25 protein-coding genes are annotated in these 18,169 nt (G+C 39.5%); 4 read left to right on the top strand and 21 right to left on the bottom strand.

Going from position 1 to position 18,169, the window contains the following annotated elements; genetic code table 11:
• The first annotated feature begins 60 nt into the window (after positions 1 to 60).
• A complete protein-coding gene (locus A7P55_RS14760) occupies positions 61 to 978 on the top strand; it encodes a lysine exporter LysO family protein (RefSeq protein WP_171552668.1) in 918 nt (305 codons plus the stop codon).
• A gap of 12 nt (positions 979 to 990) precedes the next feature.
• On the opposite strand, the gene pyrF is transcribed toward A7P55_RS14760, so the two are convergent.
• On the bottom strand, positions 991 to 1,671 hold the full coding sequence (gene pyrF, locus A7P55_RS14755; RefSeq protein ID WP_171552667.1) for an orotidine-5'-phosphate decarboxylase: 681 nt from the start codon (positions 1,669 to 1,671) through the stop codon (positions 991 to 993).
• A 113-nt stretch (positions 1,672 to 1,784) separates the two neighbouring features.
• On the bottom strand, positions 1,785 to 2,333 hold the full coding sequence (locus A7P55_RS14750) for an XRE family transcriptional regulator (RefSeq protein WP_171552666.1): 549 nt from the start codon (positions 2,331 to 2,333) through the stop codon (positions 1,785 to 1,787).
• Between the two features lie 89 nt (positions 2,334 to 2,422).
• Here A7P55_RS14750 and A7P55_RS14745 point away from each other — a divergent pair, with 89 nt between their 5' ends.
• Complete coding sequence (locus tag A7P55_RS14745) at positions 2,423 to 3,079, top strand: AzlC family ABC transporter permease (protein WP_171552665.1); 657 nt, start codon at positions 2,423 to 2,425, stop codon at positions 3,077 to 3,079.
• Positions 3,076 to 3,402: an AzlD domain-containing protein gene (locus tag A7P55_RS14740; RefSeq protein WP_171552664.1), complete on the top strand. Its 327-nt coding sequence runs from the start codon at positions 3,076 to 3,078 to the stop codon at positions 3,400 to 3,402. The genes A7P55_RS14745 and A7P55_RS14740 overlap by 4 nt, the downstream gene beginning before the upstream one ends.
• Positions 3,403 to 3,485: 83 nt before the next feature.
• Here the strand turns inward: A7P55_RS14740 and A7P55_RS14735 are convergent, their stop codons facing one another.
• The 16 genes from A7P55_RS14735 to A7P55_RS14660 all read right to left on the bottom strand — a co-directional run bounded on the left by A7P55_RS14735 (position 3,486) and on the right by A7P55_RS14660 (position 15,129).
• Complete coding sequence (locus A7P55_RS14735; protein WP_016163885.1) at positions 3,486 to 3,851, bottom strand: lipopolysaccharide assembly protein LapA domain-containing protein; 366 nt, start codon at positions 3,849 to 3,851, stop codon at positions 3,486 to 3,488.
• A gap of 14 nt (positions 3,852 to 3,865) precedes the next feature.
• Positions 3,866 to 4,168 carry an integration host factor subunit beta gene (locus tag A7P55_RS14730; protein ID WP_004806663.1) on the bottom strand — a complete coding sequence of 101 codons (303 nt, stop codon included), beginning with the start codon at positions 4,166 to 4,168 and terminating at the stop codon, positions 3,866 to 3,868.
• 157 nt (positions 4,169 to 4,325) lie between these two features.
• Positions 4,326 to 6,008 (bottom strand): 30S ribosomal protein S1, encoded by a 1,683-nt coding sequence (gene rpsA, locus A7P55_RS14725; RefSeq protein WP_004806660.1) that lies wholly within the window; start codon positions 6,006 to 6,008, stop codon positions 4,326 to 4,328.
• A gap of 115 nt (positions 6,009 to 6,123) precedes the next feature.
• On the bottom strand, positions 6,124 to 6,804 hold the full coding sequence (cmk, locus tag A7P55_RS14720; RefSeq protein WP_171552663.1) for a (d)CMP kinase: 681 nt from the start codon (positions 6,802 to 6,804) through the stop codon (positions 6,124 to 6,126).
• Between the two features lie 9 nt (positions 6,805 to 6,813).
• Positions 6,814 to 7,254: an SRPBCC family protein gene (locus A7P55_RS14715; RefSeq protein ID WP_016163887.1), complete on the bottom strand. Its 441-nt coding sequence runs from the start codon at positions 7,252 to 7,254 to the stop codon at positions 6,814 to 6,816.
• Positions 7,255 to 7,320: 66 nt separating this feature from the next.
• On the bottom strand, positions 7,321 to 7,830 hold the full coding sequence (gene tadA / locus A7P55_RS14710; RefSeq protein ID WP_171552662.1) for a tRNA adenosine(34) deaminase TadA: 510 nt from the start codon (positions 7,828 to 7,830) through the stop codon (positions 7,321 to 7,323).
• 5 nt (positions 7,831 to 7,835) lie between these two features.
• Positions 7,836 to 8,960, bottom strand: coding sequence for an enoyl-CoA hydratase/isomerase family protein (locus tag A7P55_RS14705; RefSeq protein ID WP_171553259.1), 1,125 nt, complete (start codon positions 8,958 to 8,960; stop codon positions 7,836 to 7,838).
• On the bottom strand, positions 8,957 to 9,670 hold the full coding sequence (ung, locus tag A7P55_RS14700; RefSeq protein WP_171552661.1) for a uracil-DNA glycosylase: 714 nt from the start codon (positions 9,668 to 9,670) through the stop codon (positions 8,957 to 8,959). The genes A7P55_RS14705 and ung overlap by 4 nt, the downstream gene beginning before the upstream one ends.
• A gap of 44 nt (positions 9,671 to 9,714) precedes the next feature.
• Positions 9,715 to 10,311, bottom strand: a complete 597-nt coding sequence (locus A7P55_RS14695) for a 6-carboxytetrahydropterin synthase (protein WP_171552660.1) — start codon at positions 10,309 to 10,311, stop codon at positions 9,715 to 9,717.
• Positions 10,312 to 10,419: 108 nt separating this feature from the next.
• Entirely contained in the window at positions 10,420 to 11,394 is a 975-nt protein-coding gene (gene gspK, locus A7P55_RS14690; protein WP_171553258.1) for a type II secretion system minor pseudopilin GspK, read from the bottom strand.
• A gap of 23 nt (positions 11,395 to 11,417) precedes the next feature.
• The gene (gene gspJ / locus A7P55_RS14685) at positions 11,418 to 12,143 is read right to left on the bottom strand and encodes a type II secretion system minor pseudopilin GspJ (protein ID WP_171552659.1); all 726 of its coding nucleotides are present in this window, start codon (positions 12,141 to 12,143) and stop codon (positions 11,418 to 11,420) included.
• Entirely contained in the window at positions 12,140 to 12,691 is a 552-nt protein-coding gene (gene gspI, locus A7P55_RS22815; protein WP_171553257.1) for a type II secretion system minor pseudopilin GspI, read from the bottom strand. Before gspI ends, gspJ begins: the two co-directional genes overlap by 4 nt.
• 85 nt (positions 12,692 to 12,776) lie before the next feature.
• On the bottom strand, positions 12,777 to 13,325 hold the full coding sequence (locus A7P55_RS14675; RefSeq protein WP_171552658.1) for a type II secretion system protein: 549 nt from the start codon (positions 13,323 to 13,325) through the stop codon (positions 12,777 to 12,779).
• 11 nt (positions 13,326 to 13,336) lie between these two features.
• Positions 13,337 to 13,945 carry a TetR/AcrR family transcriptional regulator gene (locus tag A7P55_RS14670; protein ID WP_171553256.1) on the bottom strand — a complete coding sequence of 203 codons (609 nt, stop codon included), beginning with the start codon at positions 13,943 to 13,945 and terminating at the stop codon, positions 13,337 to 13,339.
• 41 nt (positions 13,946 to 13,986) lie between these two features.
• Entirely contained in the window at positions 13,987 to 14,760 is a 774-nt protein-coding gene (locus tag A7P55_RS14665; RefSeq protein WP_171552657.1) for a YchF/TatD family DNA exonuclease, read from the bottom strand.
• 24 nt (positions 14,761 to 14,784) lie between these two features.
• On the bottom strand, positions 14,785 to 15,129 hold the full coding sequence (locus tag A7P55_RS14660) for a PilZ domain-containing protein (RefSeq protein ID WP_171552656.1): 345 nt from the start codon (positions 15,127 to 15,129) through the stop codon (positions 14,785 to 14,787).
• A gap of 337 nt (positions 15,130 to 15,466) precedes the next feature.
• Between A7P55_RS14660 and A7P55_RS14655 the strand changes: the two genes are divergently transcribed.
• The gene (locus tag A7P55_RS14655; protein WP_171552655.1) at positions 15,467 to 15,970 is read left to right on the top strand and encodes a hypothetical protein; all 504 of its coding nucleotides are present in this window, start codon (positions 15,467 to 15,469) and stop codon (positions 15,968 to 15,970) included.
• Positions 15,971 to 16,024: 54 nt separating this feature from the next.
• Here the strand turns inward: A7P55_RS14655 and A7P55_RS14650 are convergent, their stop codons facing one another.
• From A7P55_RS14650 to A7P55_RS14640, 3 genes are all read right to left on the bottom strand, one after another.
• Positions 16,025 to 16,534 (bottom strand): lipoprotein, encoded by a 510-nt coding sequence (locus A7P55_RS14650; protein ID WP_032811637.1) that lies wholly within the window; start codon positions 16,532 to 16,534, stop codon positions 16,025 to 16,027.
• Positions 16,535 to 16,693: 159 nt separating this feature from the next.
• Positions 16,694 to 16,999 (bottom strand): hypothetical protein, encoded by a 306-nt coding sequence (locus tag A7P55_RS14645; protein WP_171552654.1) that lies wholly within the window; start codon positions 16,997 to 16,999, stop codon positions 16,694 to 16,696.
• Between the two features lie 184 nt (positions 17,000 to 17,183).
• A complete protein-coding gene (locus A7P55_RS14640) occupies positions 17,184 to 18,167 on the bottom strand; it encodes a DNA polymerase III subunit delta' (RefSeq protein ID WP_171552653.1) in 984 nt (327 codons plus the stop codon).
• Positions 18,168 to 18,169: the final 2 nt, after the last annotated feature.

The following is an 18,169-nucleotide window of genomic DNA, read 5'->3' as shown; positions in this document are numbered from 1 at the left end:
ATCTATCCAAGTATCAGATTTCCCTGCATAATAAATCAGCACTATAAACGCTCTGATTGTATGACTTCTCTTGTTTTAATCTTCCAGATTTTTGTTTGTATTAGCTTAGGCTATTTTGTCGGGCCACATTTATCACAAACAATCAAACAATTCGTATTTAAAATACTGCCCTATTTTTCTTATATTTTACTGATTAGCGTAGCATTTGAACTGACTCAAGCCTTAAATCACGTTCAAAATCCTACTGCTATTCTACCACCAGCATTACTGATTGCATTTACCACCTCAATTGGTTCTTTTTTTATTTGCTTGATCACCTACAAACTGATTGATCGCCAAAGTGTACAAGGAAAGATTTCCCTGCACCTGTTTCTCAACGCGCTCAAAAATATTGCCAAAGCATTTTTAGCTTTGGGGGTTGGTATTCTATTGGGCGTCGTGGTCAATAGCGCAGGTTTAGCGATCAGCTTTAATAGTTGGTATTTATTACTGATCTTTATTTTTTTGATCGGAATCGAACTGGCCTTCACCCAATTTGATCGTAGCTGGTTGAGTTGGAGAATTCTACTTGTACCCATCGCGGCTTTTGTCGGCTCCTGCTTGGCTGCTATCTTTAATTATTTTATTTTATCCAATGATTATGGTCTTAATGAAGTAATGGCCTTAGCGCAAGGCTATGGCTGGTATTCGATGTCAGGGATTTTATTCACTGAGCTACACTCAGCTAAACTTGGTGGCATCGCTTTATTAACGGATTTATTTAGAGAGATTTTTGCCATTTTATTAATGTATTGTTTGGGTTGGCGTTTTCCACGCTCGGCTATTTCAAGTGCCGGTGCAACCTCAATGGATGTGACTCTTGCAATGGTCAAACAATCATGTGGCACACATTATGTCCCACACGCCATGATGAGTGGATTGATCCTATCACTTCTCGCACCACTCTTAATTAGCTTATTTCTCAGTATGAAGTTTTAAAATTGTACTGTATCAGATTGAAGCCAAGATTGATTTCAACATCTCAGTTGGATTCTCAGCCTTGGTAATTGGGCGACCGATGACTAAATGCGTTGATCCATCCAGCATGGCTTGCTTAGGGGTCACAATACGCTTTTGGTCATCGGCATTTGAACCTTCGGGGCGAATCCCCGGTGTTACCAATGCAAACGCTTGCCCTAACATTTCACGAAGGATTTTGGCTTCTTGTGCTGAACATACGACACCATCTAATCCGCTGTCTTGAGTCAGTTTTGCTAAACGCTTTACATGTTCAACAGGCTCTATATCCAAACCTAGATCACGTAAGTCTTCACGACCCATTGAGGTCAAAACTGTTACTGCAATCAATTGAGTTGAATAATTACCTGCTTTAAGGCGCTCTACACAGGTTTCCATCATCTTACGACCACCCGATGCATGCACATTCACCATCCATACCCCTAGGTCTGCAGCAGCACACACCGCTTGAGCAGTCGTGTTGGGAATATCGTGAAATTTTAAATCAAGAAAAACTTCAAAACCTTTGTCTTGTAAATTTTTTACGATTGATGGACCTTCATGAGTAAAAAGCTCTTTGCCTACTTTGACACGACAAAGTGACGGATCAAGCTGATCTACAATTGTTAAGGCGTCATATTGGCTTTTTGCGTCTAGGGCAACAATAATACTCACGAATCTAGTTCCATCACATAAAAATCGGCTAATTATAAAGTGATTAGTAGAATGAACAAAGCAAGAAAGTCATCATAATACAAAAAAGCTTTTCCAAAATGATGAAATGATCTTTATCTTTGCTCCGATATCAAGATCGCTCTGGTATCTACTTCCAAAGCTTCGAAGATATGTGCTTGATCGGCGGGATAACAAATATAATCCCCTTCATTCAACACAATAGGCTCTGCAATCAAACCTACTTTTGCTCGCCCTTTCATAATAATGATATGTTCAACACTGCCAATCGGATGCGGCTGACTACAACGCGGCTCACCGGGTTGTGTTGTTAATATATATACATCCCGTCTAGCACCTGTTGGGCAATTGGCTAACAAGATTGCTTGATAGTGAGCGATTTCAGAACTTACCGATGGGCCATCACCAAAACGAATCACTTGTGTTTGCGTGATATTCGATTCCATTAATTTCGCAAATGGAATATCTAAAGCAACGCATAAGGCCCATAAAGTTTCCAGACTTGGATTACCTTGAGCTGCTTCCAATTGAGACAGCGTCGATTTCGCAATCCCAGCTCGGCGGGCAACTTCGGCTAAAGATAATCCAGACTTCTGTCTTTCTCTTTGCAAGCCTTTCGCGACAATTTCAATTGGCAAAGTCATATAACACCATAAAAAACGAATGTTCGTTTTGACGAACGATATAAAATTAATCTATTATATCGTACGTTCGTTTGATATAGAAAACAAAGATGCAAGATAAAGAACGATTTAATCTGATCAAAGCCATCGTACTGATTTCAATTGCAACAGGAATTGTGGGTATTTCCTTGGGTTCAGTTGCCGCAAGCTTCAATGTACCGATATGGATTCCTTTGCTGTTATCACTCACAGTACTCGCAGGCGCTGCAGAATTTACATTCATTGGTATGATTGCAACTGGTACGAATCCTATTTTTGCTGCATTGACCGGTATATTAATCAACCTACGCCATCTACCATTTGGTTTATCGGTTGCAACATTTATTGAGAAAAATGCGTATCGGTTTATTGCCTGCCATATCATGAATGATGAAAGCGTCATGTTTGGACTAAGCCAACAAGAAGATCAAGCCAAGCAAAAAGCCTATTGGATGTGCGGATTAGGGATTGCTATTCTCTGGCCAATTGGTGTTTTTATTGGCTATATACTCAGTAAAAATATTCCTGATATTTATGTATTTGGTATAGATGCTGCATTTCCTGCCATTCTTTTCGCATTAATCTTGCCTATGCTAAAGAATAAAACCACGCGACACCGTGTATTTTTAGGTAGCACATTATCCCTAGCATCAATTCCCTTACTGCCAACAGGCTTACCAGTGCTCGTTTCCATGTTAGGTCTACTGTTAAAAGGCAAGTCAAAATGAAATATAGTGAAAGTTATATCTTTATTGGAATTGTTGTGCTTACGCTTGGTACCTATTTAATTCGCTACTCAGGTTTTTATCTAGCCAATCGCATGACATTCAAAGAACATCATAAACAACTACTTGCAGACTCTGCTTGTGTACTACTGTTTAGCTTGGCCGTATTCAACACACTTTTTACTGAAACCCATTTTAGTGGCATCAGTAAAATCATAGGCGTTTTCGTTGCAATCATTTTTGCGTGGAAAAAATACTCTCTCATTGTTGTTATTCTCGTGGCCATGCTCATTACTGCCACTTTAAGATATTTAGGCTTTCCATAAAAAATGGCCCTTTAAATCCAATAAAGGGCCATTTAATTGAGTTATAAAATCTTCAGACTTTATAACCCTCAAAATATTTTTAATTACAGTGGCGTACGCGTTTGACTTTCAGGATTAATATCCAACACTGTTTTTTCATGTCTTACACTTGCAGCAGCTTCTGCGGCAGCTTGTTGTGCAAGTTGGATCTGCTCTTTTCGAAGATAGTCGATATCTTTACGAAGCCGCTTAATTTCCCAACTGGTCTGGAAGACTCGGAAAACTTGAACGCCCAGTAATAAACCCACCACAATACCCAATGCAAGCGTCAATAAAAGGAGAAGACCTAAACGCATGGCTGGAACTTGAGTAAATAATAAATCCACTTGTAGCTCAGCTGGGTTCTGAAGAACCAAAGCGAGTGAATAACCAAAAATGGCAACGAGTAATGCAATTAATACATAACGCATAAACACCTCAATTCTTATTCAGCAGATTCGTTTACTGCATCACGAAGTGCTTTACCAGGTTTAAAGTGTGGGACCGCTTTCGCTGCAACATCTACAGATCGACCTGTTTTAGGATTACGACCTAAACGTGGCTCACGGTGATGCAATGCAAAACTACCAAAACCACGGATTTCAATACGATCGCCGCTTGAAAGCGCTTCAATCATTTGATCAATCATAATCTTAACTGCATCTTCTACCAAAGGTTCAGCCAAGTGTGGGTTTTTAAGTGCAATCCGTTCAATTAAATCAGATTTATTAAGTGCTTCAGTAGTCATTGATGACCTCTTTAATTATTGCTACTTTTCAATGTTTTTAATAATAACCTGTTTAAATACAAAACGGTAGCGCAGTACATGATTACTACGCTACCGTTTGCAGTATTTTTGTATAAAAAAGTACGTCTCAGTTACAAGAAACGTACTTTTTAACAAATTACTTCATTTGAGCTTTAATTAAGTCACCAATAGTCTTAGGACCATTGCTTTCTGCAGTTTGAGTCGCAGCAGCTTGGCGAGCATTGTTCACAGCTTCTTTCTCTTCAGCTTCGTCTTTCGCTTTGATAGACAAGTTGATAGAGCGAGATTTGCGATCAACGTTGATGATCTTCGCTTCAACTTCTTGGCCAACTTCTAAGAATTTAGTTGCATCTTCAACGCGGTCACGGTTGATTTCAGAAGCTTTAAGCGTTGCTTCGATGTCATCAGCTAATTTAACTGTAGCACCTTTAGCATCAACAGCAGTTACAGTACCTTTAACTAAAGCACCGCGCTCGTTCGCAGCTAAGAAATCATTGAATGGATCGCTGTTTAATTGCTTGATACCAAGGCTGATACGGTTACCTTCAGCGTCTACAGATAAGATAACTGCTTCAACTGTGTCACCTTTCTTGTAACGACGGATAGCTTCTTCGCCTTGTTCGTTCCAAGAAATGTCAGATAAATGTACTAAACCGTCGATACCACCAGATAAACCGATGAAGATACCGAAGTCAGTGATTGACTTGATCGTACCAGAAACTTTTTCGCCTTTTTCATTTGCTTTAGCAAACTCTTCCCATGGATTAGCACGAGTTTGTTTGATACCCAATGAAATACGACGACGTTCTTCGTCAACTTCAAGAACCATAACATCAACTTCGTCACCGATCTGAACAACTTTAGATGGGTGGATGTTTTTGTTTGTGTGGTCCATTTCTGAAACGTGTACTAAGCCTTCAACGCCTTCAGCGATTTCAGCGAAGCAACCGTAGTCAGTTAAGTTAGTTACACGTGCTTTAACGATAGAACCTTTAGGGTAACGGCTCATGATCGCTAACCATGGATCTTCACCTAATTGCTTAAGACCTAAAGATACGCGGTTACGCTCGCGGTCAAACTTAAGTACTTTAACAGTAACTTCTTGACCAACTTCAACAACTTCTGAAGGGTGCTTGATACGCTTCCAAGCCATATCTGTGATATGTAGAAGACCATCAATACCGCCAAGATCAACGAACGCGCCGTAATCAGTAAGGTTCTTGATTGTACCTGTAACTGTTTGACCTTCTTCAAGTTGAGCAAGTAATGCTTCACGGTCAGCTGAAGATTCAGCTTCCATAACTGCACGACGAGATACAACAACGTTGTTACGTTTAGCATCAAGTTTGATTACTTTAAACTCTAACTCTTTACCTTCAAGGTGAGTCGTGTCACGGATAGGACGAGTGTCAACTAAAGAACCTGGTAAGAATGCACGTACAGGACCGATGTCAACAGTGAAACCGCCTTTAACCTTACCAGAGATAACACCAGTAACGATTTCGCCGTCTTCAAAGATTTTCTCAAGTTTAGTCCAAGTTTCAGCACGCTTCGCTTTTTCACGTGATAAAACTGTTTGACCCATACCGTTGTCAAGCGCTTCAACAACTACGTCAACAGTATCGCCAACTTGAACTTCAAGTTCACGTTGTTCATTTAAAAATTCAGCACGGTCAACAACGCCTTCAGATTTAAGGCCAGTGTCAACAGTAACCCAGTCAGAATCGATACTAACAACAGTACCTTGGATGACTGCACCCTTTTCAACGTTGAGGTTTAATTCACTTTCTTCAAAGAGGGCTGCAAAAGATTCGGTCATGATATACCTGATAAAGTCCGCGGTCTTGGATCAGACAAGGCCGGTTTAGTTAAGTTGTTACATTGTCCAAAAAATCTGATCAAGCAATGCTTCAACTGATAAAAAAATTGTGTATCTATTTTATACAGCTATTGATATAGTCAACCATTAACTGAAATACTTCATCGATGCCTATTGTAGAACTATCAATGATATACGCATCATCAGCGGGCTTGAGTGGAGCAACTGTACGCTCCATATCTCGCTTATCTCTAGCTTGTATGTTAGATAAAATGTCGCTTATTTTAGCATCAAGCCCCATGCCCTGCAACTGTTTTACGCGTCGCTCCGCTCGAGACTCAGCCGAAGCAGTTAAATAAATTTTCGCTTGGGCTTCCGGGAAAATCGAAGTTGCCATGTCACGACCATCTGCAACCAATCCTGGTGCTTGAATAAATGCACGTTGGCGCGAGAATAATGCCTTTCTTAATTCAGGTATAGTTGCAACTTTAGAGGCATACTCGCCTACTTGCTCCGTTCGAATAGTGTTAGTGACATCTACACCCTCCAAAAAAACAAGTGTCGCTGCTTCAGTCGATTTAAATTCGATATCCAAATGCGTCGCATACTCAACACATTGATCTAAGTTCGCATCAATTTCATCCAGCAAACCTCGCTGAAACAATGACAGTCCGAGTAAACGATATAAAGCACCAGAATCTAATAAATTAAAATGATAATGTGCTGCAATTTTAGCAGCCAATGTGCCTTTGCCTGAACCGCTTGGACCATCTATCGTAATAATATGAACTGTCATTCCCATCTCTTATGAAGCAACTGATTTGGCTAATTTTGAGAACCCTAGTGTAATCGCTGCTTTGAGTTGTGCAAGAACTAATTTACTGACTAAAGGTGCTTTTGCTGTAAATTCAATCTTATAAGTGACTAAAGTGATAAAAGGTGTAATTTCTTTAAAATCAATTTGCCCCAGGTGATGCTTGACCAAAGGATTATTAATCAACTTATACTCAATACGCTTATTTTCTTCCAACAAAGTGATTTCTTCTTGTAAAGGTTTAATCGCTCCAAAGCCCATACGGCGAATCGAACCTACTCCATCAGGACGTTTTGGATCAGCAGAATCCTTTACGCGAACAACTTGTAAAGGTGCAAACGCTTTGTTGTAAGTGGCATGTTTTGACAACAGTTCAAAAACTTCGGAAATCGGTGCATTAAATTCTTTTTCTATGGTGATTGCATTACGCATAAGTTCGCCTTTTGATGTAACCCAAAATCATCGGAGGCTTAGTTTGCCACAACTCATAAGACATTTTTAATCATTTAAGGACGTTTTTGACGAACGGATTTTCTTCTTTTCATTTCTTCTTTGTTTAAAAAAATTACTCAATTGCAATGAGCATTGTGCTTGTAAGCAGCCTTGTTCAAAGACAAATTTATGATTGTAATAGCCACTATCAAGCAATTGTCTAGCACTCACCAATGAACCCGCTTTAGGTTCAGTGGTGGCAAAAACCACACGCTGTATCCGTGCATGAATTAATGCACCCACACACATGGTACAAGGTTCAAGCGTCACATAGAGTGTTGTATCGTCGGGCAAGCGATAGTTATTTAAAGACTGACAAGCAGCACGTAAAGCTTGTATTTCAGCATGTGCTGTTGGATCCGACAATTTAATTGGCGCATTATATCCAGCACCGATTACCTGCCCATTGCTGACCAGAATTGCTCCGACGGGTATTTCACCCTGCGCTGCTGCAAATGCAGCCTGCTCAAAGGCAAGCTGCATCCAATATTCATCATTAAAATTTTCAGAATTCATAACAATCAGGCAATGACACCATATTGCTTTAATAAAGCATTCCAGCTTTCGATATTGGTCACAGGAGGACAATCTCCCAAGATCCCTTTCAAGCTGAGTTGCTCAGTTGCCTGCCATTCTGGAGATAAGTCTTTATCAACTAAACGCGCACGCACACCTTCGACAAAATCTGGATGACGAATTTTCCAATCAGAAATCTGTGCTTCCAATGCAAACACTTCATCCCACGCATGTCCTTGCTTGCCCCATTGCCATAACAACCATGTGATTGCAGCCGTGCTTGGCGAGCCTTTCTGTAAGTTTTCACTGGCTTGACGCAACCAGTCACTACTCGCGTCACTTAAACCAATAATTGACTGATAATCATATTCAAAACTTTGACCACGACATACACTATGAATCACATCAATCGAGTTTTGTAATGGCCCAGATGCCACAGGGCGATGCAAACTATTTAAGGTATCGTCAATCGCTCTAAATGCGCCAGCAGGGTAATGATTCCAATCCACACTGAGTACTTTTTGCAGCATATTATCACGTTGCGCTTCGCAGATATGAGTCGCCCAACCGATGCTAAATGCACCCGCTGCCGTCATAATTGAACCCGTCAAGCCGGTAAACAAACCAATTTGCCCACGATCAGCCAAGAAACGGCTTGCACCAACATCAGGGTATAAACCGATATTGATTTCTGGCATCGCCAAACGTGAATAAGGCGTAACTAATCGAAATGGTGCAGCCATAAACAGACCAAGTCCGCCACCCATCACATAACCCTCTCCCCAAACCACGATTGGTTTAGCGTAGTTATGCAACAGTAAATCTAGTGCATATTCCTGCTGGAAGAATTGATTCGCAGCATCCACTTCTTGATTAATCACCAATTGGCGTAACTTGCGAACATCACCGCCCGCACAAAATGCTTTTGGCGTGGTTGAGTCAAACCAAATCGCTTTAACTGACTCATCGACATGAAAATCTTCAAACACTTGAAGTAGCGCACTTACGATTGATTCATCTAAAGCGTGCAACGATTTAGGTCGATTCAGACGAATGATTCGCCAACCATTTTTTGCGTGTTCAATAACTAAATCTGGATGATAGCTATTTAAATCAGGAGAAGTCATTATGCGTCCAATTGCCAGTCTATAGGCTCAATGCCATGTTGTTTCAAATAATGATTTGTTTTTGAAAATACTTTACAGCCAAAAAAACCACCACGATTCGCTGCTAGCGGTGATGGATGCGCTGCACTTAGAACTAAATGCTTATTACGATCAATACGTTGACCTTTGCGCTGTGCATAGGCACCCCACAAAATAAACACGATATGTTCACGTTGTTCATTTAATACATCAATTACGCTATCCGTGAACTCTTCCCATCCCTGTTTTTGATGTGAAGTTGGTTGTCCTGCTTCTACCGTGAGTACACTGTTCAGTAAGAGTACACCTTGTGCCGCCCATTTACTTAAGTCACCATGACGTGAAACTGGTACTGCCAAATCGGTATGTAATTCATGAAAAATATTACGCAAGGACGGTGGTAATGCAATCCCTTTTTGTACCGAAAAGCTCAAACCATTGGCTTGATTTGGACCATGATACGGGTCTTGCCCTAAAATCACCACTTTGACACCAGCAAGTGGTGTCGTATTCAGCGCATTAAAAATTTGTTTACTTGGTGGATAAATGGTTTTTTCTGCAAGTTTTTCTTGTTGCAAAAACTCCCTCAAATTATCCATTTTTTGACTCAATAGAAACTCTGAAAGTGAGATTTTCCAAGACTCATCCAACTGAACTTTACTTAGTTTGTCCTGTTGTTGTTCAGTAAATTGCATCCATATTCCTTGAAATAAATTCACTCGCTGGAGTGAAAACACACTCAAATATTAACTTGTAATTCTACGTTTGGATTTTGGAACTTGATTCCTTTTTTCAGATTTTCATACATCTGAACATTACTCCATTCAGCTTGTACTTGCTCTGAAAATACAATTTGATCCAAATTTAATACACCCATTTGCTCATTGTCGATATCTTCTTGAAAACTCTGTGCGTAACCTGTATCCGTTTCATGCACAATAACAGAGTAAACCTCAACATCACCCTCACCATTTTGAGTGGTGGTCGAGTTCAGTACCTGCTGAGCAAGATAAAAGAAAATACGCGAAAACTGTTCAGCCGATGGGGAAACAGGTAACGCAATCCAACGCGCGCTAAATGTTTTACATGCATCAATATAAGCAGGATCATCTTTCTGCCAAAAACAAATTGCATGATCAAAACTATCATACAACTCTTTGATGACACCTTTTAACAGACCGAAGTCATAGACCATTTGCCCATGATCTAACTTTGACGCTTTTAATAATAATTCAACTTTATAACTATGCCCATGAATCGAACGCTTACAACGGTCCGATGTACAGTTACGTACGATATGAGCATTTTCAAACTTAAACAATTTACGAATTAACATGCACCAAGCTAATCTTTTATCTGCAAACGAATTTTATTATAAAGCAAAAAAACAAGCATTGGGATTGATTTTAAATCTTGTCACCATTTGATAACTCAATAAAGAATACTACTCAAATGGCGAAAGTCTTCTAGAATAAACAAATACTTGCTTATCTTTTCGTGCTAATGAGCTGGTAAATTGCCTTTTCCGTTCGCTTAAAACAACTTCAATTTGAGCAGTGAAATAACTTGATTTACTGTCAAGGAAAGTCGCAGCATCCGTTTTGCTTTGTTCATCTATTCCAGAAAAAGCACTTAACTTCCATAAATCTTCAACATTATTGAAATAAGTCAAATTGGCTTGTTTGGTTTTCAGTTCCTGCTCTACCGCTTTAACATCAACTTTCGGATCAATACTGGCGAGCAATAATGCCGGTGCTGTATTCATATTTACTTTAGTCTGTTCGGGCAGTGCTGTAACATAGGGCTTAATCAGATCATAGTTTTTACCTTCAAATCCCTTCACCAGTTTCAGTTCATCTACACTATGAAACTTAGTGTTCGGCGCTAAATATGCAGGGTCTAAACCTTGATAATAATTACTCTCAGCCCCCATTGCACCGGTTGTCTCATCATTAACATCTTGCCAGTCAATCACAGCTTGACTAAGTTCAGCGGGTAAACCAACTCGCTGCAACAATTTTTCAAACCAACGTCGAGCCGAATCATCAACTTGACTACCATCAGCCTTAACCAAATTATTAAGATTAAATTTCCCAGATTCGTCCAATAAGCGCCCAGAAACAAAACCATCCTCTACCGGAAATGGTGGCATCGGCTTGGCCCAGTTTTCCTGCAGATGGTCAATCGTACCGCCATTATCGCTGTCTTGGATAAGCAACTCAGAAAAAAAAGCTTCGGCACTTTTTGCATACAGTAAAGATTGATCTTGGCGCATCAAATACCCAGTATTTTCAGAGGTGTTGGTCTGGCGTTTGGCAATGGTCGCTGCCAAAATCGTTGCTAAAGCGACCATGACCAGAATGGTTAATAATGCAATGCCACGCTGGCCAAACCCGTAACTTTGAGCTTTTTGAATCACTGGATATTGCCTCTTGCGCATTTTTATGAAGATCCAGTACGATCTGGTGAATTAGATCCATCATTATTTTTAGGTGGATTTGTACCCCCATCCATACCACTTGAATTTCCTATCGACTGCAAATATGCCTGTGTATTCAACAAACTATAGATCCATTCATAGTCCGTACCTGCAACGGTTAATTGTATTTTTATGCCTAGCGGTAATTTTTTAAGTTCAGCAATATTGCTTGGGTCACTATTCTCAGGCCACTGTGTCAATTCTTGCGGGTTCAAAACCAGCACTTTAAACTGATCTACATTTTCCAACAATGTACTTGAGATCGGTTGCACACGATTTGGGATATTGAGATTTGAGTATTTCAATCGATATACTTTCTTCTGTGCAGAATCATAGCGATATTCAATACGCTCATAAGGTGATAATCCCTGCTTCAATGGATCAGAAACACCGGCCTTACTAAATGAAAAACGTTGATCATTCAATACAATAGCTGCTTGTAACTGCCTTCCATCATTTGCTGTCAATGGAATAATCTGCAAACTATCTCTTAACACTTGTTGATATGCATCTTGTAAGGCAAATAGATACATTTCATGTTCTGCATTTCGATCTTTTACTTTTAATAGATAATCAAAGACCTTCCACCCCAGCATCGAAAGCACAGCAAAAATCGCAATTGCAACCAACAGTTCAACCAAGGTAAAGCCTGTGTGAGGCGAAAAGCGATGCTCAGCATGATATGTCATTGTGTTCTCGCCTTTGCAGGATAGTTAAAGAACACAAGATTGGTAACACCCGCTTCGACCTTACCTTGTTCATTATTAAATAAGCTGACCTGCAACTCGATACGTTGAATTTTCGGACTAATGGTCGATTGTGCTTTTTTATCAATTTGCCAGGTTTCACCTTGAGAAGTCACTTGCTTGGATTGTGTTCCCTCTAACCACTCCTGATTGATTTCCATCGATGCAACTTCATTCATCCCCACAAATTGTGCTTTAGTACGCAAGATCGCATTCGATGTCGACTGAGTGTATTGCATGGCAACTTTAGTTAGGGCAATCGCTGCTACGGCAAAAATGGCCAAGGCCACCATTACTTCGAGTAAGGTAAATCCTGAGACACGGTTAAATCGAGCAACGCTCGATCGTGTCGCAAGACGAGAAGCTATGCTTTGAGTTGCAGGATAAGTGAAACAACGTTTCCCCCTGAGAAGCTCAGCTTCGCAAGAAGACGAAGAGCTATGCTCGAAGTGAGCATGATTAAATCGAGCAAGGCTCGATCTGAGAAGCATCGCTTCGCAAGAAGACTGAGAAGCGATGCTTCTATTATTAGAATTCTTCATCCGAGCACAAGATGAAGCGCGATTTCCCAAAGATCTAACTTTCATCAACTTTACCCAAGTGATCTAACTCTAATTCATGACCAATCGGCTGTTGTTCATAATAGAACTGAATCCGAACAGGTTTCACTTCACCATTCCCAAACCAAATCAATTGAGGCGCTTTACCCCCCAACAAGTCTTCATTTTTTGCTTTGTTATAAGTCGCTGTGTCCAGACTTTGAATACTGAAAGACACATGATCGGGTAATTGACGAGTTTTAAATTCTTTATACAGTTGCCAAGTACGGTCAGCTTGCTGAATCTGCTCACGACTTTGATCATGGTATTCAAACAAGTTATAGCTAAACGGTGCAACATCTGTGGCATTCTGAGTATTTAGAGCAAAAACTTTGGCTTGATCTGTTGCTTCTTTATTTATTTTTTTCAGATCAAGAATAAACATTTCTCTAGCTTGCATGGCTCGGCGTTGATCGACCCCACCAATATTTAACACCACCAGAGATGCCATGATGGTCATAATGACAATCACCACCATGATCTCAATCAGAGTAAAGGCTTTTTGCGAATGCAGTGGTGATCTCATTATCGTTTCAACTATGGGAGAACAGGTTCGAGTAGCTTAGGTAATGCTAAAGCCTGCTCAATATAGGCAACACGCAAGGTATCTCGAGAACCCAAATAACGTTGATAGAAACTCGAATTTAAAATAACCGCAGCACCGTAGGTCAACGACCAAATAGATGCGAGATAATCACGTGTGGTCATCGTGCTATTGATACCCAATAAATAACTTTCGGTCATACGAATGATGATACGTAAGCGCTGTCGGCGTACTTTATACAACTCACTAAAAAGTAATTGAATGCCCTGACCTGTTGTCGAAAGACGTTCTTCAATTTGGTGAAATAATGCTGTACGTTCTGGGTGATGTAAATGATGCAGCATAAAGAATGCTAAATGTTCAGGAAAAGCCTTTTCCGTATCCTGAATCATTTCCAATAACATACGCTCATTACGGATAATGAGCAGCATATACAATTCATCTTTACTTTGAAAATGCTTATATAGCGTACCTTTGGCGAGATCTAGCTCAGCTGCCAAGGCATCCAGCGTCATACCAGCTTCACCATTTTCTAATAGGAGTTGCTCCGCGATTTGAAAAATTAATACTTCTCGTGCTTTAAACTGAGCCTGACGATCCATTTTCACGTAATAACTCTCTTTCCTAGTACATCAAAAACCGTTTATTTCAAATTTAAGAGATTCTCAAAATTTTGTGTTGTAATCATGCCAATCTCTTCAACCGATTTATCATATACATCACTTAATGCTTTTGCTACAAATGGAACGTATTTCGGTTCATTGGTTTTACCACGATATGGTACAGGCGCTAAATAAGGACTATCCGTTTCAATCAACAAACGATCGAGTGGTACCTGCTTCGCAACATCACGTAAATCTTGCGCATTTTTAAAAGAGACAATCCCAGAAAAGGAAATGTAATATCCACAATCTAGAACCGCTTTTGCCGTTTCCCAGTCCTCGGTAAAGCAGTGCAAAATTCCATGTGTAGATTGTTCAGAACGAATAATATCGACCGTATCGTGTTTCGCTGCTCGGGTATGCACCACTACAGGCTTTTTAACAATTTTCGATGCTTCAATATGACGTGCAAAACAACGTTTTTGCTCAGCTACAAAATCGGTGCTGTGATAATAATCTAAGCCTGTTTCCCCTAAAGCCCATACTTTGTCCGACTGGGCGAGTTGCACCAGATAATCCGTTGTTGCACGCGCCATGATCTGCTCGTCTTCACAAGGGTGCACACCCACTGAATAACCAACATCCTCATGCCGAGCAGCAATTTCAGCCAATTTAACATGATCTTCAAGATCGACTGAAATCCCCATGAATTTCGAGACACCTGCAAGTCGTGCTTGTTCAAGTGCTTGATCCAAATCCCCTTGATAAGGACTCAGATCTAACATGGTTAAATGGCAATGCGTATCAACAAACACTCGTTCTTCCTATTCTCTTTACAACTACATCGTATAGCTTGGACGATCCAAGCCTTTGCTACCCGCCAATAATTTTTCGGCTTCGTTTTTATAATACACGCCTTTTTCACCCACAAGCTGGATCGCAAAGCCTTGTGGTTTAAAATGTGTTTGTTTATGCGAAATCCAAATCACTTTTCCAGTCAAAGGAATCTTTTGTGATTGCTCAGGCAACGTTGCCAATACAAACACCTCTTGTCCCATTTTAACGGCTTGTTTCGTCGGTACGAACAAACCACCACCCACAACAAAAGGCATATAGCTGGATTGCAATGTGGTTTTATCTGGAATATTGACCTGTATAATTCCGCCCATCATTTGTGGTTGCATAACATTCCCCTGTCAAAAACTGAATTCATCAAAACATTAATAATTTTATACCATTGATAAATCTAAAAATATTACTAGCTATACATAATTTTAGAGAATTCTCATTGGTGACCGTCTAATAAAAAATCTATACTCGATTTATGACTTGATTATAGAAAACAATCGAACAAACAACAAATAATGTTTAAATAAAACCCGAACAAAACAATCAATCTGCGCTTTATTTAGACAAGCCATGCATTCTAGAAAGGATTGTTTAAAAATAGATGACAATTCATCAAAACTGACTGAACCTACTCGATTAAAACATAAAAAGGCAAATCCAAAGGAATTTAGAATGAAAAGATTAAGTCTAATCATCTTGTGTAGTGCTTATCTATTAAGTCCGTCCGTGCTCTATGCGAAGACTTTAAACCAACAACCACAATTCACCGATTATCCAGTGCAGATTTATAAGGGACCTACTGCAAAATTAGACATGAGTGATGCTGATGCTCGTTTGTTTAGAACACGGTTATCAGAAGGACTAAAAGAAAAACCTGACTATGCTGGAGAATATGTCGCAGTTGGTTGGGGTTGTGGTGCGATGTGTTTCAGCCTGACTTTAATCAGCAAGAGAACAGGAAAAATCCTCAAAGTATTCGGTGGTGAAACTGGAGAAAAATTAATTGGTATCCAACCCAATAGCTTATTATTGGTCAGCCATGGTTCCGTTCAAATGAATGGAAAAGATAGCTATGCTAAAAAATTCTACCTCCTCAAAAATAACCAATTGAAACTGGTTTATCACACGCCTATTCCGGCAAAAACTGAAGACGATCACAACATGTTAAGCCCATAAATAATTCAGGTAGATCAAGATAGTAAGACTTGCTTACTATCTTGATCAAACATATTACTTTGTGGCTTTTACGATCTCAGCTTTATCAAATGAGAACCAACATTCACCTTGTGTCGCCCATTTCGATTCAGTGGTACCAAGCACCCCCGTCACGGTAATTCGATCACCGACTTTTAGATTGCTAATTTTATCAGTATTTACTTTTAAATCATCACGAGTCAGGCCTTGCCCTTTACACTTGCTATTACTTGGATCTTTAAAAATAATTGCAATCTGGTTTTGAGAAATCACTTCACCTGTTTTAGTAATACGAGTAATGATTCCCGGCACTTCAAGACGTTGAGCATCCCATTTCCGTTTTGCAGTAATTTCATTTTGTTGCCAATCTCTCCAGATTTCAGAAAGTGTTGCTTTCTTTGCAGGACCTAAACCACGAAAGTCTCCGCTTAGGATATCTCCAGTTTTATTTAAAATTCCATCCGTTGCAGACATTGCTGAATCCAATGTCTGGCAAGCACTCAATGACAAAAAGCTTAAAGCGACCAAAAGTGTTTTTATGTGCATATCTAAATTCCCTAGCATACCTAGCAAAACGCCATGTGAAAAAATAACATATTTATTTCTATATGTGAATTTTCAACATTCCATGTGAGCGAAATTTTTCCCATAAAAAAACCGCTCTTCTAAGCGGTTTCTTTTACTCGGTATTCAATTCATGAATGACTATTTTTCAGTACATTTATAATCAAAATCCAATGTGCTAATCATTTGATCTGTATTTCTTGAAATCACAGAAATATTACTCACCCCAGCTTCAATATAAAACTTACCACTGAACTGACTCGCTACCACACCTTTGGCATGATTGAAAGAATAGCTATAGACACATTCATATGCTTGAGAACCTGCATTTGAAGCATTAATCGCAAATGAGGAGCCATTAATATTAGATACAAATTTCGGTTCGGCCATTGCAATATTAGGTATTATTGCAAATGATAAAGCAATCGCGATAAATGTTATTTTCATCTCTATATTCCTTATTTTTTAATATTATTGTGAAGTAACTCACATTTTATATACTTTTAATAAGGTTTGAAGAGCACCGAACAATTTATATACAAACTTTACATAAACATGATGAAAACTCACCCTCCTGATTGTTCCAGAGGGTTAAGCCTATAAATTTAATTAAAATATTTTTAAAATTTAGTTAAGCAACATTCATCAATTGAATAAACAACTCGTCCAATACCAGTTGGGTTTGTACATTTTGCTCAATCATTAACTTTTTTTGCTGTAAGTCAGAATAAATCGTAAAAAGTGCCTCTAAATTGTAGAACTCGGCAAGTGATTTAAAGTCCAAATCATTATTCTTTAAGGATTGATTCAACTTTAAACTAATTAAATCCCCTAAAAGATATTCAAACATAGTGATAAATTCAGAGAAACTTAATTCTTTAGACCACTTATTTGAATAGTTTAAAGGCATATTCTTTTCAGCAACCAATTTAAACCAATCATTCAAGAATAATGCACGTTTCTGTAGCCACTCACTCTTTTCAATCTCAATAGCAGTCAAAGGCATATCATTGGCAAGACTCAGCAATAATGATATTTGTTCATTCGAGATTTCTGGAATTTGCTGCTGCACAAATGTTTGTGCATCCTGAATCGTTAAGCGATCTAAAGCGAAATGCTGTAATCGACTTCGAATCGTTGCAGGAAGTTTTAGGTAATGGTCAGCCAATAGAATCAACACAACCTTCTCACCAGGCTCTTCCAAGGTCTTGAGCAGTGCATTGGCTGAGGCGGTATTCAGTGCTTCGGCAGGCTCAATAACCACGACACGCCAACCTTCCCCTGTTTGCTGAACAAACGGAAGTAGGTCTCGAATTTTTTCAATTTTAATCTTTGCATTTTGCTTTTTATTGTCTTCATCCGTGGTGATATGCACATAGTTTGGGTGCGTATCGGACTTCAACCATTGACAACTGGTACATTCACCACATGCCCGTTGTGCCTGCTTATTTAAACATAGCACCCAAGCCACAAATCGCTCTGCAAACTCTTTCTTGGCGCAACCTTTCTTTCCGTAAAATAAAAGACCATGCCCAAGTTCAGGGAACCGAGTTGTTAATAATTCCCATGTCTGAGCATGCCAAGGATAAATCACTGTAGCTTGAGTATCGACCATAA

The organism is Acinetobacter sp. Ac_5812 (genome assembly GCF_013072695.1).
Lineage (GTDB): Bacteria > Pseudomonadota > Gammaproteobacteria > Pseudomonadales > Moraxellaceae > Acinetobacter.
This window is presented reverse-complemented; position numbering and strand designations above follow the sequence as displayed.

What these genes read in the sequence shown, in the direction of transcription:
- A7P55_RS14735 (WP_016163885.1), bottom strand. Translation starts at nt 3,851, where the DNA reads ATGCGTTATGTATTAATTGCATTACTCGTTGCCATTTTTGGTTATTCA.
- tadA (WP_171552662.1), bottom strand. Translation starts at nt 7,830, where the DNA reads ATGAATTCTGAAAATTTTAATGATGAATATTGGATGCAGCTTGCCTTT.
- A7P55_RS14730 (WP_004806663.1), bottom strand. Translation starts at nt 4,168, where the DNA reads ATGACTACTGAAGCACTTAATAAATCTGATTTAATTGAACGGATTGCA.
- A7P55_RS14715 (WP_016163887.1), bottom strand. Translation starts at nt 7,254, where the DNA reads ATGCGTAATGCAATCACCATAGAAAAAGAATTTAATGCACCGATTTCC.
- ung (WP_171552661.1), bottom strand. Translation starts at nt 9,670, where the DNA reads ATGCAATTTACTGAACAACAACAGGACAAACTAAGTAAAGTTCAGTTG.
- A7P55_RS14750 (WP_171552666.1), bottom strand. Translation starts at nt 2,333, where the DNA reads ATGACTTTGCCAATTGAAATTGTCGCGAAAGGCTTGCAAAGAGAAAGA.
- A7P55_RS14650 (WP_032811637.1), bottom strand. Translation starts at nt 16,534, where the DNA reads ATGCACATAAAAACACTTTTGGTCGCTTTAAGCTTTTTGTCATTGAGT.
- gspJ (WP_171552659.1), bottom strand. Translation starts at nt 12,143, where the DNA reads ATGACATATCATGCTGAGCATCGCTTTTCGCCTCACACAGGCTTTACC.
- A7P55_RS14675 (WP_171552658.1), bottom strand. Translation starts at nt 13,325, where the DNA reads ATGAGATCACCACTGCATTCGCAAAAAGCCTTTACTCTGATTGAGATC.
- A7P55_RS14655 (WP_171552655.1), top strand. Translation starts at nt 15,467, where the DNA reads ATGAAAAGATTAAGTCTAATCATCTTGTGTAGTGCTTATCTATTAAGT.
- A7P55_RS14660 (WP_171552656.1), bottom strand. Translation starts at nt 15,129, where the DNA reads ATGCAACCACAAATGATGGGCGGAATTATACAGGTCAATATTCCAGAT.
- A7P55_RS14760 (WP_171552668.1), top strand. Translation starts at nt 61, where the DNA reads ATGACTTCTCTTGTTTTAATCTTCCAGATTTTTGTTTGTATTAGCTTA.
- A7P55_RS14645 (WP_171552654.1), bottom strand. Translation starts at nt 16,999, where the DNA reads ATGAAAATAACATTTATCGCGATTGCTTTATCATTTGCAATAATACCT.
- A7P55_RS14670 (WP_171553256.1), bottom strand. Translation starts at nt 13,945, where the DNA reads ATGGATCGTCAGGCTCAGTTTAAAGCACGAGAAGTATTAATTTTTCAA.
- cmk (WP_171552663.1), bottom strand. Translation starts at nt 6,804, where the DNA reads ATGACAGTTCATATTATTACGATAGATGGTCCAAGCGGTTCAGGCAAA.
- A7P55_RS14740 (WP_171552664.1), top strand. Translation starts at nt 3,076, where the DNA reads ATGAAATATAGTGAAAGTTATATCTTTATTGGAATTGTTGTGCTTACG.
- A7P55_RS14745 (WP_171552665.1), top strand. Translation starts at nt 2,423, where the DNA reads ATGCAAGATAAAGAACGATTTAATCTGATCAAAGCCATCGTACTGATT.
- A7P55_RS14695 (WP_171552660.1), bottom strand. Translation starts at nt 10,311, where the DNA reads ATGTTAATTCGTAAATTGTTTAAGTTTGAAAATGCTCATATCGTACGT.
- rpsA (WP_004806660.1), bottom strand. Translation starts at nt 6,008, where the DNA reads ATGACCGAATCTTTTGCAGCCCTCTTTGAAGAAAGTGAATTAAACCTC.
- gspI (WP_171553257.1), bottom strand. Translation starts at nt 12,691, where the DNA reads ATGCTTCTCAGATCGAGCCTTGCTCGATTTAATCATGCTCACTTCGAG.
- A7P55_RS14640 (WP_171552653.1), bottom strand. Translation starts at nt 18,167, where the DNA reads ATGGTCGATACTCAAGCTACAGTGATTTATCCTTGGCATGCTCAGACA.